General features: G+C 70.5%; 24 protein-coding genes. 12 read left to right on the top strand and 12 right to left on the bottom strand.

Annotated elements, in window-relative coordinates; genetic code table 11:
• The first annotated feature begins 11 nt into the window (after positions 1-11).
• The 8 genes from rpmH to AB0H21_RS24065 all read left to right on the top strand — a co-directional run bounded on the left by rpmH (position 12) and on the right by AB0H21_RS24065 (position 5,800).
• Entirely contained in the window at positions 12-149 is a 138-nt protein-coding gene (gene rpmH / locus AB0H21_RS24100) for a 50S ribosomal protein L34 (RefSeq protein ID WP_012895733.1), read from the top strand.
• 99 nt (positions 150-248) lie between these two features.
• Positions 249-641 carry a ribonuclease P protein component gene (gene rnpA, locus AB0H21_RS24095; RefSeq protein WP_358520311.1) on the top strand — a complete coding sequence of 131 codons (393 nt, stop codon included), beginning with the start codon at positions 249-251 and terminating at the stop codon, positions 639-641.
• A 62-nt stretch (positions 642-703) separates the two neighbouring features.
• Complete coding sequence (gene yidD, locus AB0H21_RS24090) at positions 704-982, top strand: membrane protein insertion efficiency factor YidD (RefSeq protein ID WP_358520632.1); 279 nt, start codon at positions 704-706, stop codon at positions 980-982.
• A 4-nt stretch (positions 983-986) separates the two neighbouring features.
• Positions 987-1,952: a membrane protein insertase YidC gene (yidC, locus tag AB0H21_RS24085; RefSeq protein ID WP_358520308.1), complete on the top strand. Its 966-nt coding sequence runs from the start codon at positions 987-989 to the stop codon at positions 1,950-1,952.
• 24 nt (positions 1,953-1,976) lie between these two features.
• A complete protein-coding gene (locus AB0H21_RS24080; protein WP_358520305.1) occupies positions 1,977-2,486 on the top strand; it encodes a R3H domain-containing nucleic acid-binding protein in 510 nt (169 codons plus the stop codon).
• 403 nt (positions 2,487-2,889) lie between these two features.
• Positions 2,890-3,579 carry a 16S rRNA (guanine(527)-N(7))-methyltransferase RsmG gene (gene rsmG / locus AB0H21_RS24075; RefSeq protein WP_358520302.1) on the top strand — a complete coding sequence of 230 codons (690 nt, stop codon included), beginning with the start codon at positions 2,890-2,892 and terminating at the stop codon, positions 3,577-3,579.
• Between the two features lie 251 nt (positions 3,580-3,830).
• Positions 3,831-4,646, top strand: a complete 816-nt coding sequence (locus AB0H21_RS24070) for a ParA family protein (RefSeq protein WP_358520299.1) — start codon at positions 3,831-3,833, stop codon at positions 4,644-4,646.
• Positions 4,647-4,792: 146 nt separating this feature from the next.
• Entirely contained in the window at positions 4,793-5,800 is a 1,008-nt protein-coding gene (locus AB0H21_RS24065; protein WP_358520296.1) for a ParB/RepB/Spo0J family partition protein, read from the top strand.
• Positions 5,801-6,033: 233 nt separating this feature from the next.
• Here the strand turns inward: AB0H21_RS24065 and AB0H21_RS24060 are convergent, their stop codons facing one another.
• The 3 genes from AB0H21_RS24060 to AB0H21_RS24050 all read right to left on the bottom strand — a co-directional run bounded on the left by AB0H21_RS24060 (position 6,034) and on the right by AB0H21_RS24050 (position 9,430).
• A complete protein-coding gene (locus AB0H21_RS24060) occupies positions 6,034-7,071 on the bottom strand; it encodes an aminotransferase class I/II-fold pyridoxal phosphate-dependent enzyme (RefSeq protein ID WP_358520293.1) in 1,038 nt (345 codons plus the stop codon).
• An 88-nt stretch (positions 7,072-7,159) separates the two neighbouring features.
• Positions 7,160-8,119, bottom strand: a complete 960-nt coding sequence (locus tag AB0H21_RS24055; RefSeq protein WP_358520290.1) for a D-alanine--D-alanine ligase — start codon at positions 8,117-8,119, stop codon at positions 7,160-7,162.
• A 78-nt stretch (positions 8,120-8,197) separates the two neighbouring features.
• Positions 8,198-9,430 (bottom strand): PLP-dependent aminotransferase family protein, encoded by a 1,233-nt coding sequence (locus AB0H21_RS24050; protein ID WP_358520629.1) that lies wholly within the window; start codon positions 9,428-9,430, stop codon positions 8,198-8,200.
• A 380-nt stretch (positions 9,431-9,810) separates the two neighbouring features.
• Between AB0H21_RS24050 and AB0H21_RS24045 the strand changes: the two genes are divergently transcribed.
• Positions 9,811-10,428 (top strand): GNAT family N-acetyltransferase, encoded by a 618-nt coding sequence (locus AB0H21_RS24045; protein ID WP_358520288.1) that lies wholly within the window; start codon positions 9,811-9,813, stop codon positions 10,426-10,428.
• Between the two features lie 143 nt (positions 10,429-10,571).
• Here AB0H21_RS24045 and trxA read toward each other — a convergent pair whose 3' ends face one another.
• The 8 genes from trxA to AB0H21_RS24005 form a co-directional block, all read right to left on the bottom strand.
• Positions 10,572-10,895, bottom strand: coding sequence for a thioredoxin (gene trxA, locus AB0H21_RS24040; RefSeq protein ID WP_358520285.1), 324 nt, complete (start codon positions 10,893-10,895; stop codon positions 10,572-10,574).
• A gap of 40 nt (positions 10,896-10,935) precedes the next feature.
• Complete coding sequence (trxB, locus tag AB0H21_RS24035; RefSeq protein WP_358520282.1) at positions 10,936-11,871, bottom strand: thioredoxin-disulfide reductase; 936 nt, start codon at positions 11,869-11,871, stop codon at positions 10,936-10,938.
• 257 nt (positions 11,872-12,128) lie between these two features.
• A complete protein-coding gene (locus AB0H21_RS24030; protein WP_358520280.1) occupies positions 12,129-13,100 on the bottom strand; it encodes a zf-HC2 domain-containing protein in 972 nt (323 codons plus the stop codon).
• Entirely contained in the window at positions 13,090-13,734 is a 645-nt protein-coding gene (gene sigM, locus AB0H21_RS24025) for an RNA polymerase sigma factor SigM (RefSeq protein ID WP_358520277.1), read from the bottom strand. Before sigM ends, AB0H21_RS24030 begins: the two co-directional genes overlap by 11 nt.
• Positions 13,735-13,747: 13 nt before the next feature.
• On the bottom strand, positions 13,748-15,250 hold the full coding sequence (locus AB0H21_RS24020; RefSeq protein ID WP_358520276.1) for a protein kinase family protein: 1,503 nt from the start codon (positions 15,248-15,250) through the stop codon (positions 13,748-13,750).
• Positions 15,251-15,429: 179 nt separating this feature from the next.
• A complete protein-coding gene (gene murJ, locus AB0H21_RS24015; protein ID WP_358520274.1) occupies positions 15,430-17,043 on the bottom strand; it encodes a murein biosynthesis integral membrane protein MurJ in 1,614 nt (537 codons plus the stop codon).
• On the bottom strand, positions 17,040-19,169 hold the full coding sequence (locus tag AB0H21_RS24010) for a DUF6049 family protein (RefSeq protein ID WP_358520271.1): 2,130 nt from the start codon (positions 19,167-19,169) through the stop codon (positions 17,040-17,042). Before AB0H21_RS24010 ends, murJ begins: the two co-directional genes overlap by 4 nt.
• A gap of 46 nt (positions 19,170-19,215) precedes the next feature.
• On the bottom strand, positions 19,216-19,794 hold the full coding sequence (locus AB0H21_RS24005; RefSeq protein WP_358520269.1) for a YbaK/EbsC family protein: 579 nt from the start codon (positions 19,792-19,794) through the stop codon (positions 19,216-19,218).
• Positions 19,795-19,951: 157 nt separating this feature from the next.
• Here AB0H21_RS24005 and AB0H21_RS24000 point away from each other — a divergent pair, with 157 nt between their 5' ends.
• Positions 19,952-21,370, top strand: coding sequence for a CCA tRNA nucleotidyltransferase (locus AB0H21_RS24000; protein WP_358520626.1), 1,419 nt, complete (start codon positions 19,952-19,954; stop codon positions 21,368-21,370).
• A 239-nt stretch (positions 21,371-21,609) separates the two neighbouring features.
• Positions 21,610-23,025, top strand: coding sequence for an aspartate aminotransferase family protein (locus tag AB0H21_RS23995; RefSeq protein ID WP_358520266.1), 1,416 nt, complete (start codon positions 21,610-21,612; stop codon positions 23,023-23,025).
• 180 nt (positions 23,026-23,205) lie between these two features.
• On the opposite strand, the gene AB0H21_RS23990 is transcribed toward AB0H21_RS23995, so the two are convergent.
• A complete protein-coding gene (locus tag AB0H21_RS23990) occupies positions 23,206-24,504 on the bottom strand; it encodes an MFS transporter (RefSeq protein ID WP_358520263.1) in 1,299 nt (432 codons plus the stop codon).
• Between the two features lie 367 nt (positions 24,505-24,871).
• Here AB0H21_RS23990 and idi point away from each other — a divergent pair, with 367 nt between their 5' ends.
• Positions 24,872-25,462: an isopentenyl-diphosphate Delta-isomerase gene (gene idi, locus AB0H21_RS23985; RefSeq protein WP_358520260.1), complete on the top strand. Its 591-nt coding sequence runs from the start codon at positions 24,872-24,874 to the stop codon at positions 25,460-25,462.
• Positions 25,463-25,503: the final 41 nt, after the last annotated feature.

The raw sequence follows: 25,503 nt of genomic DNA, 5'->3' as shown, positions 1-25,503 counted from the left end.
GGAGCCCACTCGTGAGCAAGCGTACTTTCCAGCCGAACAACCGTCGCCGCGCGAAGACCCACGGCTTCCGGCTGCGCATGCGCACGCGGGCCGGTCGCGCGATCCTCGCCGCCCGTCGTCGCAAGGGCCGCGTGGAGCTCTCCGCCTGACGGCGCGGAGCGTCCGGTGCGTGTTCTTTCGCCCGCCGGGACTGACCGGCGGGCGATAGCCGTACCCGGGCCCGTGCAGGTCTGAAAGCAGGTCCGCTCGTGCTGCCGTCCGCCTCCCGCATGCGGCGGGGTGAAGAGTTCGCGAACGCGATCCGTGGAGGGAGACGCGCCGGACGCCCCACCCTGGTCGCCCACCTGAGCACCCAGGGCGATCCACAGGCCCCGCCCCTGGTGGGCTTCGTGGTTTCCAAGGCCGTCGGCGGCGCGGTCGTGCGGAACCGCGTCAAACGTCGGCTGCGCCATCTGATGCGGCACCGCCTGCACTGTCTCCCTAGAGGTAGCCTGCTTGTTGTACGCGCCAATCCACAGGCGGCGTCCGCGCGAAGCGAGCACCTCGCCGCCGAGCTCGACGTCGCGCTGGATCGACTGATCGGGCGGCGGTCGCCTGAACGGCGGCCTCATCGTCCGGCCGCGACGGATGGACGATCATGACAAGCCCTGACACGGGGGCCGGTGAGCGGGTCGCGACGCCGGCACCGCCGCCGGGCGCCGGCGTGAGCCAACCGCCCCCGCCGGTATCCCTGGCCGCTCGGGTCCTCATCGGCCCGATCCGGTTCTATCGAGCCTTCATAAGCCCCCTCCTCGGGCCGCGATGCCGCTTCGAACCATCCTGCAGTGCCTATGGCCTCGAAGCGATCGCCGTCCATGGCGCCGCGCGGGGGCTGTGGCTGACCGTCAGGCGAATCGGGCGTTGCCACCCCTTCCACCCGGGAGGTTACGACCCGGTGCCTCCGCGCCCGGTTCGGTCCCACGACGAAACGCAAGGGAGCTAGCTCGGTGGAGCTGACATTCCTGGAGCCGCTGTATACGGCGGTCGCTACGGTGATCGCCTGGATTCATGGGGCCTACAGCGCCATCATCCCCCCCGACAACGGGCTGAACTGGGCCCTCACCATCATCACGCTCACCGTGCTGATGCGACTGTTGATCTTCCCGCTCTTCCTCAAGCAGATGCGTTCCTCCAGGAAGATGCAGGAGCTCGCCCCCAAGGTCCAAGAGCTGCGCAAGAAGTACAAGAACGACAAGCAGCGCATGAACCAGGAGGTCATGAAGGTCTACCAGGAGGCGGGCGCCAATCCTCTCGGCGGCTGTCTCCCGATCGTGGCCCAGTTCCCGATCTTCATCTCCGTCTTCACGGTCCTGCGCGCCATCGCCGAGGACAAGGCCGCCCACGGCATGTCCCAGGCGATGGTCGACAGCGCTCGTGCCGCGCACATCTTCGGCGCGCCGGTGCCGTCGACGTTCTTCACCAGCGCCCATGACATCGAGGCGTTCGGGGCCGACCCGATCATCACCAAGGTCGTGCTCGGCATCTTCGTGGCGATCAGCTCCGCCACGACCTTCCTGACGGTCCGGCAGAGCGTCAGCCGATCCATGGCGCAGATGCCGGACAACCCGATGGCGCAGCAGCAGAAGATCCTGATGTACATCTCGCCGCTCTTCGCGGTGTTCAGCCTGAACTTCGCGCTCGGGCTTATCCTTTACTGGGTCACCACCAACCTGTGGACGCTCGGTCAGCAACACTGGTTCTACAGGCGCCACCCGATGCCGATCGTCGACGCCAAGGGCAACGTGGTGCAGCCTGAGCCCAAGCCGGGGCTGCTGAGCAAGATCCTGCCGAGCAGGGCCGCCAAGGTCCAGGACGCGCCTCAGGACGCGCCTTCCGAGCCCGAGCAGAAGATCATTCGTCAGCAGCCCACCAGGCAGCCGCGCAGCAAGCGCACAGGTAGCAAGAAGTCGTAGCCGGTTGTCTAAAGGAGTCCGGACGTGACAGAAGTCAACGAGGAACAGGCCCCGCAGGCCGTCAAGGCCGCCCCCGACGTCGCCGCCCTGGAGCAGGAGGGCGAGATCGCGGCCGACTACCTCGAAGGGCTGCTGGACATCGCCGACCTCGACGGCGACATCGACATGGACGTCGAGGGCGACCGCGCCCTGGTCTCCATCGTCGACATCAAGGGCAGTGACCTCATCGGGGACAACGGCGAGGTCCTGGAGGCGCTCCAGGAGCTGACCCGCCTGGCCGTGCACCGGCGCACGGGCGAGCGCTCTCGGCTCATGCTCGACGTCGGCGGTTACCGCCAGGGCCGTCGCGTGGAGCTCAGCAAGCTGGGCGCCAAGGCCGCCGAGGACGTCAAGCGGTCCGGCGAGGCGAAGTCGCTCCAGCCGATGACGCCGTTCGAGCGCAAGATCGTGCACGACGCGGTCGCCGCCGCGGGGCTGCGCAGCGAGTCGGAGGGCGAGGAGCCCGAGCGCTACGTCGTCGTCCTTCCCGCCTGAGCGACCTGAGTGTGAACGACCCGCGCCGGGCAGGGCGGGGCGGGTCGTAGGTGGACGTACGCAGGCCGCCGATCCTGAGGGGATCGGCGGCCTGTCGGCTTTCCGGGCTCCTTCCTGTCGCGGAGGAGCCGGGCAACCCGATGCGTCCCCTCCGTTGTAACCCACCGGCCCTACGCGCCCGGCGGCGGCTCTCGCCGGTTTTCGCGATCTTTGCCCTGCTCATGACCCGCCGATGACCCGGCCTGCTCCCCCGCGCCGCCGGACGTCCGGACGTCCTCGCCCGCTCCGCGCGCCGGTTCGCCGCGGTCAGGTCCTCGTCACCTCCGTCGCGTCGGACCGACGAGCAGTGCTGGGACGGCTACCCTTACGCGGAGATGTTGTGACCGTTCTAGTTGAGTGAGTGATGGCGGAAAGCGACGAGCTGCCCGACGCGCCCGCTGTGGCGCGCGAGGTTTTCACCGGCGAGGCGTGGCCCCGCGCCCAGGATTTCGCGGAGATGCTGGCCGGGCCCGGCGTCGTCCGAGGGCTGCTCGGGCCGCGGGAGATCCCCCGCATCTGGGACCGGCACCTGCTGAACTGCGCCGTGGTGGCCGAGGTCGTGCCGGAGGCCGCGCACCTCGTCGACATCGGCTCGGGCGCGGGCCTTCCCGGGGTGGTGCTGGCGATCGTCCGGCCTGACGTCCAGGTCACTCTGCTGGAACCCCTGCTGCGCAGGACCACGTTCCTCGAAGAGTGCGTGCAGGGTCTGAAGCTGGACAACGTGGAGGTGCTGCGGGGGCGTGCCGAGGAGCTCGCCGGCAGGCGCGTCTTCGACGTCGCCTCCGCCCGCGCCGTCGCGCCGCTCGACCGCCTGCTCTCGTGGTCCATGCCCCTGCTTCGTGAGGGCGGAGAGCTCCTGGCGATGAAGGGGGAGCGTGCCGCCGAGGAATTGGAGGCCGCAAGGCAACAATTGCAGGCATATGGGGTGCAGACCGCCGAACTTGTCACGGTCGGGCGCGGTAAGGTCGATCCGCCCGCGACTCTTGTCCGGGTGGTCGCCGGACGCTCGCCAGCTCGACGCGCGCAGGCTACGCGGCGTCGGCGGAAGAGGTGACGGTTATGCCGGATACGGCAGGCGGCCTTGGCTGGCCGGGTAGTCATGTCTCCGCCACAAGCGGGAGGCCGTCCGGCCTTGGCTGGCCGGCAACCCCACCCGCCGTGCCGGTTGAAAGGACGACGGCCGTGACACAGTCCCCCCTTAACCCCGGCGATTCGCCGCTGGTCCGAGAGGCGCTCAGCTCAGTGGTTTCACGTGAAACAGCTCCGTCAGCTCCCGTGGCCGCTTCGATCGGCTACTCCTCAGGCATGTCGGAAGGCGACTGGCCCCGACCTCCGCGACGACGCATCATCACCATCGCCAACCAGAAGGGCGGTGTCGGCAAGACCACGACGGCGGTCAACCTCGCCGCGGGGCTGTCGATGCACGGCCAGCGGGTCCTGGTCGTCGACCTCGACCCCCAGGGCAACGCCTCGACGGCGCTCTCGGTCGAGCACCGCGGGAACATCCCGTCCGTGTACCAGGTCCTGGTCGAAGATCTCCCGCTCAAGGAGATCGTCAGCCCGGTGCCCGACATGCCCAACCTCTTCTGCGCTCCGGCGACGATCGGCCTGGCCGGCGCCGAGATCGAGCTCGTCTCCCTTGTCGCGCGCGAGGCCCGGCTGAAGCGGGCGCTCGAGGCATACGACGTCAACGAGCTCGACTACATCCTCATCGACTGCCCGCCCTCGCTCGGCCTGCTCACCGTCAACGCCATGGTCGCGGCGGAGGAGGTCTTGATCCCGATTCAGTGCGAGTACTACGCGCTGGAAGGGGTCAGCCAGCTCCTCCAGAACGTCGAGCTCGTGCGCGTGCACCTGAACCAGGCGCTCCGCGTCTCCACGATCCTGCTCACCATGTACGACGGCCGTACACGGCTGGCGTCCCAGGTGGCCGAGGAGGTGCGCTCGCACTTCGGCGACACCGTGCTCAACACGGTCATCCCCCGCAGCGTCCGGGTGTCCGAGGCGCCCAGCTATGGGCAGTCCGTGCTGACCTACGACGCGGGCTCCAGCGGGGCCATGGCCTACATGGACGCGGCGCGCGAGCTCGCCTTCCGGGGGGCCACGGTGGCGGGGCACTGATCCGGTCCGGCGGCCGGTGCCCTCCGCGTGGAGGAGCACGCGCCAGGCCCGACCGGTACGTGAGGATCAAGTCGAGGACGCGGCGGCAGAGGCGGCGATGACGGCGGCCGTCTCCGCGTGAACAGGCCGTCGGGCAAGGAGGAGTCGTGGGGCAGCAAAGGCGTGGATTGGGGAAGGGGCTCGGAGCCCTGATCCCCACCGGGCCGATCGTCGAGGCGCCGCCGAGCGCGGGCACGAGTACGGGCGCGGGCGCCGACGTGAGCGCGAGCGCCGGGGTGGGCGCGGTCCCGGAGACCACCCCGGTGGACGGCGGACTCAAGCCCGTCGCGGGCGCGTATTTCATGGAGATCCCCGTCGAGGCGATCACCGCGAACCCGAGGCAGCCCCGGGAGATCTTCGACGACGACGCCCTCGCCGAGCTCGCCGAGTCCATCCGCGAGGTCGGCCTCCTCCAGCCGATCGTCGTGCGGTCTCTGGGCGAAGATCGCTACGAGCTGGTCATGGGGGAGCGGCGCTGGCGGGCCTCCAAGCTCCTCGGCCTCACGGAGGTCCCGGCCATCGTCCGGAACACCCAGGACGACGCGATGCTCCGGGACGCGCTCATCGAGAACCTCCAGCGGGAGCAGCTCAACTCACTGGAAGAGGCCGCGGCCTACCGCCAGCTCCTGGACGACTTCGGCGCCACCCACGAGCAGCTCGCCCAGCGCATCGGCCGTTCGCGCTCGCACATCACCAACACGCTGCGGCTGCTCAACCTGCCGGGCAACGTCCAGCTGCGTGTGGCGGCCGGCACGATCAGCGCCGGCCACGCCCGGGCACTGCTCGCGCTCAGCGACCCGGCGGCGCAGGAGCACCTCGCCTCCCGCATCGTCGCCGAGGGGCTGTCCGTCCGCACCGTCGAGGAGATCGTCTCGATGGGGGAGGCGACCGCGGCCCCGGCACCCCGGGCCCGCCGCGCCAAGGAGGCCGCCGACCCCACGCTGGCGCACCTCGCGACCCGGCTCTCCGACCACTTCGAGACCCGGGTGAAGGTCGACCTCGGCCGGCACAAGGGCCGCATCGTCGTCGAGTTCGCCACCATGGACGATCTCCAACGCATCATCAGCGCCATGGCTCCCGGAGCCGCGGGCTCCGTGCACGGCCTGGACGACTGAACGCTCCTCGTGTAGCGGGGAGGCCCGGCCGGGCGATCCCCGCACCGTTTCACGTGAAACACAGCGCCTATGGCCGCGCCTTCGGCACGGCGGGTTCGGGGCGCCCTTCAGGCGGCGTTCTTCCGTCGTCACTCGGAAGGGCTCGCTCCTCACCCTTCCTCCCTCCTCCAGAACACCGCCGCGCCCCGAACGGGCCTATGGCCTCGCTTTCGGCTCGGCGGGTTCGAACGAGGTCAGTCCTTGAGGGCCTGGCGGATCGCCATTGCGAATGTGTCGACGTCCTCGGGTGTGGTGTCGAACGCGGTCATCCAGCGGGCGGTGCCGTCCATGACGTGGAAGCGGAAGCGGGCCTGCAGCACGGCGGTCGCCTCCGCCGGGATGGACGCGAAGACGGCGTTGGACTGGACCGGCCAGCGGATCGTCAGCCCTGGAAGGTCCTCGACGGCGTCCGCGAGCCTGCGGGCCATGGCGTTCGCGTGGACGGCGTTCCGGCGCCAGAGTTCGTCGGTGAGCAGAGCCGAGATCTGCGCCGAGACGAACCGCATCTTGGACGCGAGCTGGAGCGTCTGCCGGCGCAGGATCGGCCCGCCCTCCGCCAGCCCGGGACGCAGCACGATCACCGCCTCCCCGACCATCGCCCCGTTCTTGCTCGCGCCGAAGCTCACCACGTCCACTCCGGCGTCGGTGGTCAGCGCGCGCAGCGAGCACCCGAGGAAGGCGGCGGCGTTGGCCAGCCGGGCGCCGTCCACGTGGAGCAGCATGCCGTGGGCGTGCGCCGTCTCCGCAAGCGCGGTGACCTCCTCCGGCGTGTAGCACGTCCCGAGCTCGGTCACCTGGGAGATGGAGACGACCTTCGGCTGCACCAGATTGAAGTCCGCCGGGTCGGCGGCCCGGGCGGTCACGTCTCCGGGCGTGAGCTTCCCGTCGGGTGCCGGGACGGTGATCAGCTTGACGCCGAGGACGTGCTCGCTCGCGCCGGCCTCGTGCGTGGCGATGTGCGCGGTCTCCGGGCAGATGACCGCCTCGTAGCGCCGCCCCAGCATGAGGCTGAGGCTCACCATGTTGGCGCCGGTGCCGTTGAGGACGACCAGGCTCGTGGCCGCGTCGCCGAACTCGGCGCGAATCTGACCATCGAGGGCGTCCGTCCACGGGTCGCCGCCGTAGGAGGGCGCGTCCCCGTCGTTGGCGGCGCTCGCCGCGGCGATCACGGACGGGTGCGCCCCCGCGTGATTGTCACTGGCGAAGCTCTTGGCGTAAAAGGTCTCGATCACGCCGCCAGGCTACGCCGCCGCCCTGATCTCGATCCGGGCCGGATGGCCGGTCGCGGCGCCGCGTGATGGCACGGCGCCGCGGCGACGCCTACTCGGCCGAGGCGCGGCGGACGGCGGCGCGCAGCAGGGACGCGCAGATCGCGGACAGGTCCTCACCGGCGGCCTCCACCGCCATGGGGAGGAGGGAGGTCTCGGTCATGCCGGGCGCCACGTTGACCTCCAGGAAGTGCGGGAGGCCCTGGGCGTCGACGATGATGTCGGTCCGCGACAGGTCGCGGAGGCCGAGCGCGGTGTGCGCGGTGATGGCCATCTGGGCGCACGCGTCGGCCACCTCGGGGCGCAGCCGCGCCGGGGCGAAGAACTCGGTGTGCCCGGCGGTGTAGCGGGCGGAGTAGTCGTACACGCCCTCGTTGGCAACGATCTCGACGGGCGGCAGCGCCACCGGCCCCTCGCCGACGTCCACGACGGACACCGCGACCTCCACGCCCTCGATGTACCGCTCGACGAGCGCGGTGTCGCCGTACGCGAAGCAGCCGACCATGGAGGCGGGCAACTCGTCGGCCTTACGGACGATGGACGCGCCGAGCGCGGAGCCGCCGCGTGACGGCTTGACGAACAGCGGCAGCCCGAGCCGGTCGATGATGCGCGCCAGCACGGCGGCCGCGCCGAGGTCGTGGAAGGTCTCCTTGGGGAGAACGACGGCCTCGGGGGTGCGCACGCCGACCGAGCGTACGACGGTCTTGGCGGTCGGCTTGTCGTAGGCGATGCGGCACGCGTCCGGCGCCGCCCCGACGTACGGCACCGAGAGCAGCTCCAGAACCGAGCGGATCGCGCCGTCCTCCCCGCTTCCGCCGTGCAGCGTCACGAAAACGACATCCGGCGGGTCGGCGAGGACTGCGGGCACCAGGCTCGCGTCGGTGTCACGCGTCTCGACGTCGATCCCGGTGGCACGGAGCACCTCGCTCACCCGGCGGCCCGAGCGGAGGGAGACCTCCCGCTCGTACGACAACCCGCCCGCCAGCACGAGCACATGGCCGAGATCGCTCATCGAGGACCTTTCTTACTTCGATGGATAGAGGGAGGCGCCCCCGCCCGGCCGGGACGGGGGCATCACCAGGTGATGTATTCAGGCTAGGTCGGGTCCGGGGGTGTCGACCCCGGAGTGGGTCGGCGCCGAGCCCGTGCCGAACGTGTCGCGGATCAGCAGTTCCTGTTGGATCACGCCCGCCAGGCGCCGCACCCCCTCGCGGATGCGGTCGGGCTCGGGGTAGCAGTACGACAGGCGCATGTTGCGGGCGCCCGAGCGGTCGGCGTAGAAGCCGGTGCCAGGGACGAAGGCCACCCGCTCGGCGACGGCGCGCGGCAGGATCGCTTTGGAGTCCAGGCCCTCGGGCAGCGTCATCCACACGAAGAAGCCGCCCGCGGGCCGCGTCCAGACGCAGCCGGGCGGCATGAGCGCCTCCAGCGCGGCGAGCATGGTGTCACGGCGCTCGCGGTAGAGCTCGCGGAACGACTTGATCTGCTCGCGCCACGGCTGGGTGGCGAGATACTGCCCGACGGCGAGTTGGGCGAAGCTCGAATGGGAGAGCACGGCCGACTCCATCGCGAGCACCAGCTTGTCGCGGACGGCGTGCGGCGCGAGTGCCCAGCCGACGCGGAAACCCGGGGCCAGGGTCTTGGAGAACGACCCCAGATAGACCACGCCGTCCGGGTCGTCCGCCCTTAACGCCCGCATGGGGTCGCCGTCGAAGCCGAGCAGCCCGTAGGGGTTGTCCTCCACGACCAGGAGGCCGGCGCGGCGGCAGATCTCCATCACCTGGCGGCGGCGTTCGGCGCTGAGCGTGACGCCCGCGGGGTTCTGGAAGCTGGGGATGGTGTAGAGGAACTTGACGCGGCGGCCCTGGCGCGCCACCGACGCGATCGTCTCGGCGAGAGCCTCGGGGACGAGCCCGTGGTCGTCCATGGCGACGTGCACGACGGACGCCTCGTAGGCCGCGAACGTGCCGAGCGCGCCGACGTAGGACGGCCCCTCGGCGAGCACGACGTCGCCGGGGTCGATGAAGATGCGGGTGACCAGGTCGAGGGCCTGCTGCGACCCGACGGTGACGACGACGTCGTCGGCGTTCGCCTCGATGCCCTCCAGGCGCATGACCTCGCAGATCTGCTCGCGCAGGGCGGGATCGCCCTGGCCGGAGCCGTACTGGAGCGCCACCGTGCCGCGCCGGGCGACCAGGTCGGCGACGAGCTCGCCCACGCTGTCGAGGGGGAGGGCCGTGACGTACGGCATGCCGCCGGCCAGCGAGACCACCTCGGGCCTCGACGCGACGGCGAAAAGAGCTCGGACCTCGGAGGCCACCATCCCGGCCGCGCGTGCTGCGTACCGGTCGATGTAGGCGTCGATGCGCGACCCGTGGGCCGCCGTGCTCCGACCGTGATCCTGCTCTTGCGTCACGGTCCACCTCCTCGTCGTAGCCGACTAGGTCCTTGCGAAGACACCAGGGTACGGCAGTGAACGGCCAGGCCCTGGGTAATTACTTCACTTAGAGCGCCTTTCGCGGGCAAAGCGAACAATTTGCGCGCTGCATTGGGGGTTCCGGGCGAGGAACCCCGTGCGGGTCGAGGGCCAGGACCGCCGTACGCCGCTTTCACTCGGCTACCATGCCAGTCTGGAGACGCCCGTAATTCGTGCGCTTTCTCGCCATGACTCGCGCTCGTCTCGCAAGGATTGGGGGCCCTGAGGTGTCGCGCCGGCTCGTGAACGTCACGCTCGACAATCTTGATGATCTACCGCGCCGCTGCCGGCGGTGCGTGTTCTGGGAACTCGACCCGGTCAGCGGAGAACGCGCCCAGATGGCGGGAGACCCCGGGCTGGAAAAAGAGGCATGGATCTCCGCGACGCTCCTGGAATGGGGCAGTTGCGGGAAGATCTGCTACGTGGACGGAGTGCCGGCCGGTTTCGTCCTGTACGCTCCCCCGCTGTACGTCCCGCGCTCGGTCGCCTTCCCCACCTCGCCGGTGAGCGCGGACGCCGTCCTGCTGATGACCGCGCACATCGTGTCGGAGTTCTCCGGCGGCGGCCTCGGGCGCATGCTCATCCAGGGCGTCGCGAAGGATCTCACGCGGCGCGGTGTCCGGGCGATCGAGGCGTTCGGCGACCTGAAGTGGGAGGAGCCCGGGTGCGTCATCCCCGCCGAGTACCTACTGGCGGTCGGGTTCAAGACGGTTCGCCCGCATCTGCGCTACCCGCGTCTCCGGCTGGAGCTGAAGACCGCCGCCTCATGGCGTGAGGACGTCGAGGTGGCCCTGGAACGGCTGCTGGGCTCCATGACCCCGGAACGCGCGCTGCGCCCCGTCTGAGGCGCTCTCAGCCTCCCGGGACCCGGCCCCGACGAACCAGTCCAGAACGCCACAGAGCCCCCCGCGCCATCGGACGTGGGGGGCTCCTGGGTGGGGTGTGCCGCTCGGAAGCGGTGGTACGGCTCGTCGGAGCCGCAGGGGCGTCAGATGACGCCGTCGAGCTCGCGCAGCAGCATGGCCTTCGGCTTTGCGCCGATGATCTGCTTCACGACCTCTCCACCCTTATAGACGTTCAGGGTCGGAATCTGGAGTACGCCGTAGTCCCGCGGAGTCTGAGGATTCTCGTCAATGTTGATCTTGACGATGGTGAGCTTGTCGGCGTGCTCGGTCGCGATCTCCTGCAGGATCGGCGCCACCTGGCGGCACGGACCGCACCACTCGGCCCAGAAGTCCACGAGGACGGGCTTGTCGCTCTTGAGGACTTCGGCGTCGAAGGTGGCGTCGGTCACTGACTTGATCTCGCCCAAGGTTCTCTCCCTTAACTGGTAGGCGGTGGCGTGGCGCGCGTCAGGCGGCGGCGTGGTCCGCGAGCCAGCGCTCGGCGTCGATCGACGCGGAACAGCCGGTGCCCGCGGCGGTGATCGCCTGGCGGTAGGTGTGGTCGACGACGTCGCCGGCGGCGAAGACGCCGTCGACGTTCGTCCGGGTGGTCGGCGCGTCCACCACGACGTAGCCCTCGTCGTCCAGTTCGATCTGGCCCTTGAAGAGCTCGCTGCGCGGGTCGTGGCCGATCGCGATGAAGACGCCCGTCACCGGAAGCTCGGTCTCCTCGCCGGTCTTGAGGTTCTGGAGCTTGACGGCGCTGACCTTGGTGTCGCCGACGATGTCGGTGACCACGCTGTCCCAGATGAAGCGGATCTTCTCGTTCGCGAAGGCGCGGTCCTGCATGATCTTGCTGGCCCGCAGCGTGTCACGCCGGTGGACCACCGTCACCGACCGGGCGAACCGGCTGAGGAAGGTGGCCTCCTCCATGGCCGTGTCGCCACCGCCGACCACCACGATGTCCTGGTCGCGGAAGAAGAAGCCGTCACACGTCGCACACCACGACACGCCGCGGCCCGACAGCCGCTTCTCGCTCGGCAGGCCGAGCTGGCGGTACCCGGAACCGGTCGCGACGATCACGGTCTTCGCGTAGTAGGTCTCGGTGTGGGTCTTGACCACCTTGGGGGTCTGGGTGAGGTCGACCTCGATCACGTCGTCGGCCAGGAGTTCGGCGCCGAACCGCTCCGCCTGCTTGCGGAAGTTGTCCATCAGCTCGGGGCCGAGGATGCCGTCGGGGAAGCCGGGGAAGTTCTCGACGTCCGTGGTGTTCATGAGCGCGCCACCGGCGGTGACGGAGCCCTCGAACACCAGCGGATTCAGGTCCGCGCGCGCGGCGTAGACCGCGGCCGTGTAACCGGCCGGCCCCGACCCGATGATGATGACATTGCGGACGTCGCTCACGCTCTTTGGCCTTTCATGCCCGTGGGTGGTCACTCGCTCGACTCCCTGGTACGACCCGCCGGGACGCGTCGCCGCGACCGGCCCCGGCCTTGTTCCTACCTGTTCGTCGATGCCAGTCGCCTCAACAGATCCTAGGCGTCGGAGATTCCCGCCCCGCCCATGCGCCGCCCTGACACGGCGAAGTCCCCCGAGGGTACTCCCCGGGGGACTTCGGTGACGCGTGCGGGCGGCCGCGATGGCCGATGGTGACCGGCCGACTACTGCCAGCGGCTCACGGCCGGCGGACGCACGTTGGTGCAGTTGTCGTCGACGACGTAGACGTAGACGGCGTTGCGGAAGCGGTCCTTCCAGAAGGCCATGACGGTGGCCTCGTTGCCCTCGTAGAACCCCTGGTCGACGCCGATCGGCTTCGGCGCCTTCACGCCGAGCTTCTTGCCGACTCGGGCGGAGATCTTCGCCACGCAGCGTGTGACGGCGGCGTCGGCCGTGGCCGAACTGCCGGTTCCGGGGCCGGTCGCGCCGACGTACGTGGCCAGTGGGCCGTCCAGGACGCTGCTGGAGTAGTTGTAGTCGCTCTTGGCGACAGGGTAGTCGGCGGCCGCGGCAGAGCCAGTGCCGGTCAGGCGGCTCTTGGACGGCGCCGGGCTGTGCGTGGGCTGCGGCAGGGCGACGGGAGGTGCCGACCCTGTGCCCGAGCCGGAGGCCATCAGCATGTTCGCGGTGAGGCCCGCCCCGCCGATCACGACCGCCGCCGCGATGCTCGCCGCCACGGGCATCGCCCAGGAGCGCCGCCGGGACGTCCTGCGCGTGCGCCTGGCCGGGACGATGGAGCCGTCGTCGGCGACGATGCCGAGGGGGACGACCTCCTCGGGCCGCTCGACGGCCGGGGGCTCCACGGGCATCTCGGGAAGCGGCGCGGGCGTCTCCCAGGGGGAGTCCGCCATGATGCGGTCCCAGTCGGGCGCCTCGTCGAGCTTGAGGCCCCCTTCACGCCTGGTCTCCGCCTCGGCGGCCAGCGCCTTGTCGATGCGAAGCGCGACACCCATGGGCATCGCCGGCACCGGCATGGCCGCGAGAACCTCGCGGACCGCCGCCAGCTCGGCGAGGCTCTCGCCGCAGGGGTCGCAGATCGCGAGATGCTCGCGTACCCGCGCGGCAGTGGCGACGTCGAGAAGACCTTCGGCCAGTTCGGCGAGGACCTCGAGGTCGTAGTGCGTATCACCCGTCACGAAGTTCTGCTCCCTTCGCGGATGAGACGCGAGTTAGGTCGGATCGGTTCCGCAGATGCGAAAGAATTGGGGCGAGTTTCGCGCGACCCCGCGCGCAGCGGCTCTTGATCGTGCCGGTGGGCACCTCGAGCACCTGGGCGGCGTCCTCTACGGAGTAGCCCATCATGTCGACCAGCACCAACGCGGCCCGCTGGTCGGTCGGGAGGAGCTTGAGCGCGGCCGAGACCTCCATGGACACGTCGCGATCGCCCGTGTGGTCGGGGATCGGCGTGTCCCGCTCGGCGGCCTCGACGAGCTCGTCGTCGGCGACGGGGCGGATCGACTTGCGGCGCATACGGTCGAGACAGGCGTTGACGACGATGCGGTGCAGCCATGTGGTGACCGCCGCCTCGCCGCGAAAGCTGTCGGCCTTGCGGTAGGCGGAGACGAAGGCGTCCTGGACGGCGTCGGCCGCTTCGTCCGGGTCGCCGAGAGTGCGCAGGGCCACGGCCCACATGCGATCTCGGTGGCGGCGGACGATCTCGCTGAATGCGTGTGGATCACCGCCGATATGGCGGGTCAGCAGGTCGGCGTCGGTCGACGCGGACCCTGCGGCCTGCTGTGCCGCCGGTGGGCTATCGGGGGGAAGGTTCACAACGCGTGTCCTGTTAGGCCGATTCGGGAGAGTTCACCACTACCTCATAGATGGTGCCACGAAACTTCGCGTCAAACGCTGGAAGGCGCGTAAACCAGATCACAACGTACCGACCGGTGGTCGCCTTCTCCGGTGTGAGGGTCACCGTGCCGGAGACGTTCTCCTGCTTCGCGACCGTCCTGAGCGCCTTCAGATCGGGGCTGTCACCCACCTTGAGCTGGATGGACGCCCCGGGGCGGTCGCCCAGCGACACCACGACGTCCGACACCGGGATCGCCGTGCCCATGTCGAGCAGCAGCCCGACACCTTCCTTCAGCCCTCCCATCTCGGCGGTCTGGTAGCTCAGCGTGTGCCACTCGGTGGACGCCTTGCCGTCGATGGCGAGGTGGGCGATCTCGGGATGCTCGGTGAGGTCGTCGCCGAGCGGGTCGAAGCCCGTGGCGCTCGACGGCTTGACCGCGACGACCTTCGGTGGCGGCGGCTTGGAGGCGGACGCCGACGGGCTGGCCGTCGTCTCGCGCTTGCCGAGGCTCTGCCCCAGAGTCCACGCGCCGATGCCCACCGCGGCGATGATCAGCAGGATGACGACGGTCACCAGGACGCGGCCGGCCACGCCGCCGGAGCTGGGCGGCCTGGGCTGCACGGGCGGACGGGAGATCTCCTGCCGGGGTGGCGCGGTCATCTGGTCGCGGTCGTCGGGCGCCTCGGAGCGGAAGCCGAGGGCGGGCGGGATCGCCGACACGGGCACGGGCGCGGGCCTCGGCACCTCGGCCAGCGCCTCGGCGACGTCGGCCGGGGTGGCGAGCGGGGGAAGGCCGCGGCGCGGCTCCTGGAGCAGCGCCCGGCATGTGATCGCGTCGAGGAAGCCGGGGACGCCCGCCGTGACCTGGCGTGGCGTGCAGATCTTGCCGTCGTCCAGCGGGGCCGGGGGAAGGTCGACCTCGCCCTCGCCGGGCCAGTGGCCGGTCAGCGCGGTGTAGAGCAGGCGCCCGAGGCCCTGCGCGTCCTCGCGGGCGGCATCCTCGCTCTCGACGGCGCACAGGGCGGCGTCCACGGCGAGGCCGAGAAGCTTGACGGTGTTCCCGGCCGTCCAGATCAGGCGGTCCGGGGTGAGGCACAGGTGGGCGAGCCCGGCCTGGTGGGCGTGGGCGACCGCCTCGGCGGCCTCCGCGACCAGCGCAGCCGCGCGCTCGGGCGCCATCGGCCCCGAGGACACCATGTCGGTGAGCGTCTCGCCGGTGACCCACTCGCTCACGACGTAGGCCTGGCCGTCCTCTTCGGCGGCGTCGAAGACCTGGGTGAGGCGCGGGTCGGTGAGCCGGCTCGCCCCGCGGGCCGCGGTGACGACCTCGGCGACGCGCTCGAACTCCGGGGAAAGCGTGAGAACGCAGACGGGCCGCGCAAGCACCTCGTCGATGGCCTTCCACAAGGTGGCGCCACCCGACTCGCTGACGCGGTCTTCCAGGCGGAACCGGTCGGCCAGACGGCCGCCGGGCTCCACGGCAGGGGCGCTCATGAGGCGTTCCTCTCCCTGGACGTGGGCGATGTCCGAGCGAATATCCCCACGCCCCTCCTGCTCCTCGTCCGCCGGCCGTGCCCGGTGTCCACCGCGCACCGGCACCATGGTAGTCCGGAGTGGGTCCCGCCCGTGTTGCCCTTGGAACACGGGCGAACCGGACTTCGCGGTTCCTATGCCTAGCGGCCTACCCGTCCGGCCACAAGTCCAATGATCGAAGTGATCTCGGCGATGCGCATTCTCTGGGACGCGACCAGGTAGATCAGCCCGCCGGCGCCGCCGCCCGCGATCAGCATGATCGCCGAGCTGAGGGGCGTGATGCCGGCGATCTCCTTGGTGACCCACAGGGCGGCGAGCGCGATGACGGCCGCCGGGATCGACGCGATGTACATGCGCGACAGACCGGACGCGACGGCCCTGCCGCCGAGGCCGCCTTCCACCTTGGCGGCGGCGAGGCGCCACGCGACCGCTCCGCCGAGGACGTACGCCATCGTGAAGGACAGGGCGAGCCCCATGACGATGAAGCGCGGCGGCAGCGTCAGGTAAAGGATGAACCCCAGAGCGGAGTTGAGCACGACATTGCCGACGGCGATCAGCGCCGGGGTGCGGGTGTCGCCGAAGCTGTAGAAGACCCGCAGCAGGAGCTGGTAGATCGAGAACGGCACCAGCGCGAGGCCGAACACCTGGAGCACGTTCCCGATGTTCAGGGCGTCGTCGATGGACGTGTTGCCGTGCCCGAAGATGAGCACGGCCACGGCCGGGCCGAGCACCATGAGCATCAGCCCGGCCGGCACGATGGCCGCCGAGACCAGCCGCACGCCGGAGGTGAACTCCTGGCGGATCGCGTCGAACTGCCCCTCGTGCGCGTACCGGCTCATGCGGGGCAGCATCGCGGTGATCACCGAGACCGCGATGATGCCGTACGGAAGCTGGAAGAACTGGTAGGAGAGGGTGTACGACGTGAAGCCGGCGACGTGCGCAGACCCGGCTTTGGCGGTGGCCCCTGTCGCCAGGTTGGTGGTGACGATCAGGCCGAGCTGGTTGATCACGACGAACGCCAGCGTCCAGGCGCCCATCCTGCCCATCTCGCCCAGCCGGGCGTTGCGCAGGTCGAGGCGGGGCACGAAGCGGAACCCCACACGGTGCACGGCGATGATGAGGATGATCGCCTGCGCGACGATGCCCGCCGTAGTGCCGATGCCGAGAAGCGCGAGGTCGGAGGAGGTCACCGCGTTGAGGTCCGCGCCCGCGCGGCTCACGACGTGATAGGTGAGCCCGACGGCGATGACGACGATGTTGTTGAGCACCGGCGCCCACATCGGCGCCCCGAACCTGTCACGGGTGTTGAGGATGGCGCCCGCGACGGCGCCGATCCCGAAGAAGGCGATCTGCGGCAGGATGTACCGCGTCAGCGTGACCGTCACGTCGAACTTGACCGGGCTGAGGTTCGTGGTGATCACGTCGACCAGCGTGGGGGCGAACACCACGCCGAGCACGGCGATCGCGAGGAGCGCCATCGTGGCGACGGTCATCAGCCGCTGCTCGTACGCCCGGCCGCCGTCTGGGTCGGTCTTCTGCGCCTTCACGATCATTGGGACGACGACGCTGCTCAGCACGCCTCCGATGAGGAAGTCGAACAGCATCATCGGGATCATGAACGCGACGTTGTACGCGTCGCCCAGCGCCGCGACGCCGATCGCCGAGGCGAGCACCGCGGTCCTGAAGAAGCCGGTCACGCGGGACACCATCGTGCCGGCGGCCATGATCGCGCTGGCGCGCAGGACGCGGCTCATGAGGGCCCCTCTCGGTGCTGGGCGGGTTCGGGGACGGGTGCGGGCGCGGGCGGCGGCGCCGGTTTGCGCCGGCCGGCGGAACGCCGCGAGTGGCGTCGCAGGATGCGCAGCGTCACCGCGGCCAGCATGACGGCCAGGGCCGCGCCGACGATCACCAGCGCGATGCCGGTGTACCCGGTGGTTTGCACGGTGACCTCGACGGGGGCGCCGTACCGCACCCCCGCCGCGCTGGTGAGCTGCACCTTCACCGTCGCCTGGCCGCCGCCGCTGGCGGTCATCGGGATGTCGATGGGCCTGGTCTTGCCAGGGCTGATCGTCACCGGGGACTCGTAGGAGCCGATCGTGAGCAGCTTCCGGTTCCCGGAGGTGATCTTGACGCCGATGGTGACCTCCTGGTCGTGGAGGTCGTTGCGGATGCTGATCGGGATCACGCCGTTCTTGCCCGCCAGCATGCGGTCCTGCTCGCCGGTGGTCACCGAGATGGCTTCGGTGCGCGTGGTGACCGCCTTGTCGATCTGCTTGACCAGCGGGGACGCCTCGCCCGTGCGGCCGCGCCACGCCGAGGACGTGAGCCGGAGCAGAGCGGTGTCGAAGACCCGCCGGCGGTCCTGGGTGACGACGGCGGTGAGGTCGGCGCGCTTGCCGAGCTTCTTGACGCCCAAGAGGTAGGCCTTGCCGAGCTCGGCCTGCCGGTCCTTGTCGGTGTAGACGAGACCGGCGCGCGGGGGCGCGAGCTTGGACGGCTTGACGGAGTCCAGGGCGACCGGCTTGAGCCACGGCGCGGAAGCGGTGGCCTTCAGCAACGCCGTGACGAAGGCGGGGTCGGGGTTCCAGCGCCGGGGAGGCGCGGCGACGACCGTGCGGGACTCCTGGGGACGATCGGCGCCGATCATGACCGTCTCGGCGAGGAAGCGCTGGGTGGCCAGCGTGAGGCCGCCGGGCGTGGAGGCGCCGGACGCGAGGAGCTGGCTCAGCACGGGGTCGGCGAGGACCACGCCGACCGCCCCCTTGACCGTTTCCAGCTTGGCCCCGGCGTCCGGGGTGTAGGTGACCGGCGGGGCCGGGGGGAGGGCCGTCGCGGACAGCAGGACGGTCTTGACGTCGCCGACGGCGAGCGCGTCGAGGGCGTCGTTGTCGACCACCCCGCCGACCGGCCAGTTCACGCTGGTGGTGACCTGCTTGCCGAGGAGGTCGGTGGCGACGGTCCCGCCCATGTCCAGCGCGGTGCGCGTGGCGGAGTCGAGCCCATGGTGGCTGACCGCCGCGACATCGGGGTCGCCGTACGGAGTGGCGGAGACCGGGACGCCGGACAGAGCCGTGCGCACTCGCTGCAGCCACTGGCCCGCGGCCTGGTCGGCGGGCTTCTTGACGGTTCCGACCGAGTAGCCCTGGGACATGGCGCGCGCGTCGTCGAGCACGGACGGGTCGACGAACCAGGTGACACCCTTGGAGGGGGTCTCGGCGATCTTCAGGATCCTCCCGAGCCGGCCGTTGTCGGCGAGGGCCTGCTTCAGGCCGTCGTCCACGAAGGTGGTGTCGTCACCCCTGTGCGGCTGGTCGACGAGGGGCAGCGCCCAGGCGATCTTGGTGCGCGCGACGGGCCGGTTCGCCGGCGCGTACGGCATCAGGGTGCGCTGGGCGGCGAGCTGCTGCCCGGCGGCGTTCACCAGCTCGATCGTCATCGGGTAGACGCCGAAGCGGAACATCTGCAGCTCGGCGGGGGTGAAGCTGAACTCCCAGGGCACCTTGCCCGACGCCGGGAGCTGGCTGACCGGGATGGTGTACCGCGTCGAGTCGAGGATCTGGCCGCCGTCGGCGAAGGCCTGCATCTCGGCGCGGGTCGCGAACGGCTGGCGGGAGAAGCGAAGCCGGACCGACACCCACGACATGGTGGCTGCGCTGGTGTTCGCCACGGTGCCGGTGATCTTCACCGGCGTGGAGGATTCGCGCGGCACCGTCGGGGTGATTGAGCTCACCACGATCTGGACGTCCTGCCGGCCGGTCACGGAGGCGGCCTGCACCTGCCCGGCCGGGGTGACGGTCGCGCGCGCGGCACCGGCGACCGCCGCCGGGGCGAGGAGGAAGGCGGCGGTCAGCACAGAGATCAGGGCGGCTCCGCGGGTCACGTGCCGGCCAGGGGTGGAGTTCGGCGCACGCCCAGAATGGTATGGCCTAAAGCAGGGCCGGCGGCGATTCGCGGCGCGGGAGGCCCACCACGGGGCGCACCTCGCGCGAGCCGGGGATGCGGACGGCCTTGTGGCGCGGGGCCTGCAGGTCGACGTACCGGCCGCGGGTGAGTCCGAGCAGGTCGAGTGTGCGAAGGCGCACCGCCGTGCGGCGTTCGCCCGTGGCGATATAGACGTCGGCGTCGGGGGCGGAGGGCTCGGTCAGGCGCTCGTCGATGAGGACGGTGAGCTCCTCGGGGAGCAGGAGAGGTGACACTGATGTGGCCGCGTAGTCCGTGGCCGAATTCACGAGGAACGCGGGCGCGGGGCGCACCCGGCGGGCGCCGAGAAGGGCTCCCACGGCGCCCGGCCGCGGCGGGTCCGCGACCGTGGTGACCACGGCGACCGGCGCCCGGCCGTTGCGGGTCGTGACCTCGAACACCGTGACCCGGACGCAGCGCCCGGGCTCCACGCCGAGGACCTCCGGAAGATCGTCGGCGCACGTCAAGGCGCGCGGAAGCCGTACGATCTCATGGTGGATCTGGTGGGACAGGAGCCAACGGTGGATCGCGAGGGCGTCTTTCATCTCTCGTGCTCCTTGTCTTCGACGGGTGCCCCCGACAGATCTGCGACTGACCGTCACCTAGTGGTCGCTTGGGTTTCGCCCGGGCGGGTTACACCAGGGCTGACGCGGAGATTCTGTTCCGTGACCGAAGGACCTACCCAGCTTGTCCGTCTCAAATCTGAGCGTTAGTCAGCAGAGGGCCGTGATCGACCTATTTCGGCGGATTGCTCCGGTCGCCGACGAACTCGGCGAGCTGTTCGCCGCGCACGGGCACGAACTCGCCGTGGTCGGCGGGTCGGTTCGCGACGTCTTCCTCGGCCGCATCGGCAACGACCTCGACCTGACCACCGACGCGCGTCCCGAGCGGGTGCTGGAGATCGTCACCGGCTGGGCCGACTCTGTGTGGACGATCGGCATCGACTTCGGCACCGTCGGCGTCCGCAAGGGCGGCTGGGTGCTGGAGATCACCACGTACCGCAGCGAGTCCTACGACCCGAAGTCCAGGAAGCCCGAGGTCGCCTACGGCGAGACTCTGGAGGCCGACCTGGAGCGGCGCGACTTCGCGGTCAACGCGATGGCCGTCAGGCTTCCCGGGCACGAGTTCGTCGACCCGTACGGTGGCCTGCGCGACCTTGGCGAGAAGGCGCTGCGCACGCCCGGCACGCCCGAGCGGTCCTTCGACGACGACCCGCTCCGCATGCTGCGGGCGGCCCGGTTCGCCTCCCAGCTCGGATTCACCGTCGACCCCGCCGCGGTGGCGGCCATGACGTCGATGGTCGAGCGCATCGAGATCGTCTCCGCCGAGCGCATCCGCGACGAGCTGGACAAGCTGATCTGCGGGGCGGGGCCGCGCGAGGGCCTCGGCCTGCTGGTGGACACCGGCCTCGCGGCCCACGTCCTGCCCGAGCTGCCCAAGCTGCGGCTGGAGATCGACGAGCACCACCGGCACAAGGACGTCTACGAGCACACCCTCATCGTCCTGGAGCAGGCGATCGCGCAGGAGGCCGCCGGGCCGGACCGCGTGCTGCGCTGGGCCGCGCTGCTGCACGACATCGGCAAGCCCAAGACGCGGCGATACGAAGAGGGCGGCCGCGTCTCGTTCCACCACCACGAGGTCGTGGGCGCGCAGATGACCAAGAAGCGCCTGACCGAGCTGCGGTTCCCCAAGGACGTCGTGGCCGACGTCGCGCGCCTGGTCGAACTGCACCTGCGCTTCCACGGCTACGGCACCGGCGAGTGGACCGACTCCGCGGTGCGCCGCTACGTCCGCGACGCCGGGCACCTGCTCGAACGGCTCCACAAGCTCACCCGCGCCGACTGCACGACCCGCAACAGGCGCAAGGCACAGGCCCTCTCGCGCACCTACGACGAGCTAGAAGTACGTATCGCCCGCCTCGCCGACGAGGAGGAGCTGGCCAAGATGCGGCCTGAGCTCGACGGCAACGAGATCCAGGAGGCGCTCGGGGTCGGGCCAGGGCCCGTGGTGGGCAAGGCGTGGAAGTTCCTGCTCGACCTGCGCCTCGACAAGGGCGTGCTCGGCAAGGACGCCGCCCGGGAGGCGCTGATGGAGTGGGCGCGCGACCAGGGCCTCGTCTGAGGCCGAGCGACCGTGGTCTGGCCTGAGGCCGAGCGACCGGGGTCTGGCCTGAGGCCGAGCGACCAGGGCCGCGCCTGAGGTCGCGCGGCGGGGCCCGTCGGTCGAGGGTGCGCGGCCGGGCCCGGTCGGCTGAGGCTTCGCGGGAAGTTATCCACAGGCCGGGCCCGGGTTCCGGACTTTGTCCACAGGTGGGGCCGTGGGCGGCGTGCGGGGCCGGCGCCGGGGCTAATGTGGCCCGCGTGGACGCCGAGACGCTTCGTGAACTGGACCGCAGGCACCTGTGGCACCCCTACGCCCCCGCCTACCCGGCCACGGCCGCCCATCCCGTGGCCGATGCCGAGGGGGTGCGGCTGAGGCTGGCCGACGGCCGTGAGCTGGTCGACGGCATGTCCTCGTGGTGGGCCGCCATCCACGGCTACAACCACCCGGCGCTGAACGCCGCCGCGCGCGACCAGCTCGGCCTCATGGCGCACGTCATGTTCGGCGGCCTGACGCACGAGCCGGCCGTGCGGGTCGCGCGGCGCCTGGCCGAGATGACCGGGCTGGAGCGCGTGTTCCTGGCCGACTCCGGGTCCGTCGCGGTCGAGGTCGCCATCAAGATCGCGATCCAGTGCACGGGCAGGAGCCGGCTGCTGACCGTGCGGGGCGGCTATCACGGCGACACCTTCGGCGCCATGGCGGTGTGCGACCCGGTCAACGGCATGCACCACATGTTCACCGGCGTCCTGCCCGAGCACGTCTTCGCCGACAGGCCCCCCGGCGGCTACGGCCATCGCCCGGGAAGGACCGGCGGCGGGCACCTCTCGCATGCGGGCACGCCCGCCGTGCACATGGGAACGCCCGCTGCGCATCCGGGAGCACCCGTTGTGCCGCTCGGCGCGCACGACGGGCGTTCGGTGCCCGGGGAGCCCTCGGGGACGTACGCGGCGACGGCCGTCGAGCCGCCCGACCAGGCGTACATGGATCATCTGTCCGAGCTGGTCGCGCGGCACGCCGGGGAACTCGCGGCGGTGATCGTCGAGCCCGTCGTCCAGGGGGCGGGCGGCATGCGCTTCTACCATCCGGCCTACCTCACGCGGCTGCGCGAGCTGGCCGACGAGCACGGGCTGCTGCTCATCGCGGACGAGATCGCCACCGGCTTCGGTCGCACGGGCGAGCTGTTCGGCTGCGACCACGCGGGCGTCCGGCCCGACATCATGTGCGTGGGCAAGGCGCTGACCGGCGGCTACCTCACCATGGCGGCCACGCTCTGCACGAGCGAGGTCGCCGAGCGCGTCGGCGTGCTCATGCACGGCCCGACGTTCATGGGAAACCCCCTTGCCGCGGCGGTGGCCGACGCCTCGCTCACGCTCCTCGGCGAGCGCCCGTGGCGCGAGGAGGTCGCGCGCATCGAACGCGGCCTGGTGGACGGGCTCGCCGAGGCCGCCCGCGCGCCGGGGGTGAAGGACGTCCGGGTGCTCGGCGCGATCGGCGTCATCGAGACGCACGCGCCGGTGGACGTCCCGAAGATCCAGGACATCGTGATGGAGCACGGCGTCTGGCTGCGCCCGTTCGGGCACCTTGTTTATACGATGCCGCCGTACGTGACCGGCCCCGAGGACCTCACCATGATCACCCGCGCGATGGTCGCCGCCGCGAACACCCTGCCCGCTTGATCACGGTCTCCATGAGACCCGGTTGTGTGAGGTGGTCCGGTTCCCGTGAGGTCGTTCCAGGCCGTTGGCCTGCTCGTCGAGGACGAGCAGGCGCGGCTTGGTGAGCAGCGCGGCAGGCACCACCCGTTTCTTGTCAGGGTGCACGGTGGCCGTGGGCGTGGCCGGGCGCGGGGGTGCGGGTCAGTGGGTGACCTCTTGGGGGGTGCGGGGTTTGGCGTCGGCGGTCAGGAGGCGGTAGACGAGGGCGCTGAGCAGGTAGCCGCTCGCGGCGATCGTCAGCGTGGCGTACGACTTGCCATTGGCGGGCAGGATCAGCGCCGCGACGGCCGCGGCCAGCACCAGCATGCCGTTGAAGAGCATGTCGTAGATGGAGAAGACCCGCCCGAGGTAGGTGTCCTCGACGTCCCGCTGCACGATCGTGTCGGTGCAGATCTTCACGCTCTGCCCCGTGACGCCGAGGACGAAGCCCGCCGCCAGGAAGCCGGCCTGATGGAACGGCAGGCAGAGCAGCAGCCCGAGCACCCCGGCCGTGGCCAGCATGATCGGAATCCACCTCTCCGGGCGGAAGCGCTCGGTCGCCCACGGCGTGATCAGCGCGGCGGTGAAGAACCCGGCGCCGGAGGTCGCGAGCACGCCGGTGATGTGGTTGAGGCCCGCCTCGACGTCGGTGGTGAAGTAGAAGCGGTACAGCATCCCGGTCATCACGAGGGTCATGCCGTACAGGAACCGGTGGGCGGCCATGCCCCCGAGCGCGGTCGCGGGCGACCGCAGGTGGACGATGTGCCGCGCGCCGTCGGCGAGGCCGGTCACGACGTTGCGCAGGGCCTCGCGCGCCTGCGGCAGGCTTGGGTCGTACGAGGGGCCGAGCAGTTCGCGCCGCATCGTCTGGGCGATCAGCGCGCTGGCTCCGAAGACGACGCCCGAGGTCACCAGCAGCAGCGCCGTGCCGCCGTGGCCGGGGCCGAAGGCGAGTCGCAGCAGGTAGCCGACCCCCGCCCCGATGAACGTGGCGACCGTTCCCGAGGTCGGGGTGACCGCGTTGGCGAGCATCAGCCGCTCGGGCTGCACCACGTGCGGCAGCGAGGCGCTCAGCGCGGACAGGAAGAAGCGGTTCACGCCAAGCACGGCGAGCGCCGCGGTGTAGAAGCACCAGTCGGGCGCGCCGAGTGCGACGAGCGACGCGGCGACGATCAGCAGCGCCCCCCGGACCACCGGCGCGATCACCAGGATCTGGCGGCGCGACCAGCGGTCGATGAACACTCCGGCGAACGGCCCGAGGATGGAGTACGGCAGCAGCAGGACGGCGAACGCCACTGCGGCCTCGGCGGCGCTGGTCTGCTTCTCCGGGGTGAAGAAGGCGTACCCGACCACGGCGAACTGGAAGACGCCATCGGAGAACTGCGAGACCAAACGCGTGGAGAAGAGACGTCTGAAGTCCCGGCCTCGAAGGACGGCGCGGAGGTCGGAGACGAAGGACATGCGGGCCAGCCTAACGGCCGAGTCCGAAGCCCAACATCGGGAACATCCCCGATGTCCCCTCAGGGATAGGCGATCCCGATGCGGTCATGCCTCACGGTATGCCGGGCCTGCACCGTGTTCGCACAGCGACGGCCACACCTGCCATTTGTTTACCAAGACCAGGACCGTCCGGGCGCCGGGCCGTGACCGGGGAGGTTGGTGCACCAGGAGTGACGGTCCGGTGGTACTCCGAAGTTTCACCAGGTAGACGGTTGGCGTACTCGGGATGAGGTTTGCCCGCCCGTGACTGATGCTTATGCGACCGTTTGCCGGTCGTGGCCAGGGCCGGGGGCTGAGCGTATCGGCATGATCACGTAATCTCGGTCGCGTGACCCATGACGAACATGTCGTGCTCGTGGACGCCGAGGGCGAAGCGATCGGCACGGCGCCCAAGAGCATCGTGCACGGTGCCGACACGCCGCTGCATCTGGCGTTCTCCAGCTATGTGTTCGACCCCGAGGGGCGGGTGCTGCTGACCCGGCGCGCGTCCCACAAGCGCACCTGGCCGGGGGTGTGGACCAACAGTTGCTGCGGCCACCCCCTGCCCGGCGAGAAGCCCGAGGACGCGGTGGCGCGCAGGCTCGCCTACGAGCTCGGCATCACCGCCGCCACCGTCGAGCTGATGGTGCCGGGCTTCGCCTACCGCGCCGTGATGAGCGATGGGACGGTGGAGCACGAGATGTGCCCCGTCTACCGGGCCGTCGTCTCCGCCGAGCCGAGCCCCAATCCCGACGAGGTCGGCGCGACGCGCTGGATGCCGTGGAAGGAGTTCGCCGACGACGTCATGAGCGGCCTGCTGGCGATCTCGCCGTGGTGCGCCCAGCAGGTGCCGCTGCTCACCGCCCTCGGCCCCGACCCGTTCGCCTGGCCCGTGGCCGACCCGGCGGGCCTTCCTCCGGCGGCCCGCACCCCTCGCTAGAAACCCCGCGTACGCGAAAGCGCCCGGTTCCACGTGAAACC

Origin of the sequence: Sphaerisporangium sp. NPDC051011 (assembly GCF_040653595.1) — a bacterium.
In the GTDB taxonomy this organism is placed as follows: Bacteria; Actinomycetota; Actinomycetes; order Streptosporangiales; family Streptosporangiaceae; genus Sphaerisporangium.
Note: the sequence above shows the minus strand (reverse complement) of the source record. Positions and strands in the feature narration are given on the sequence as shown.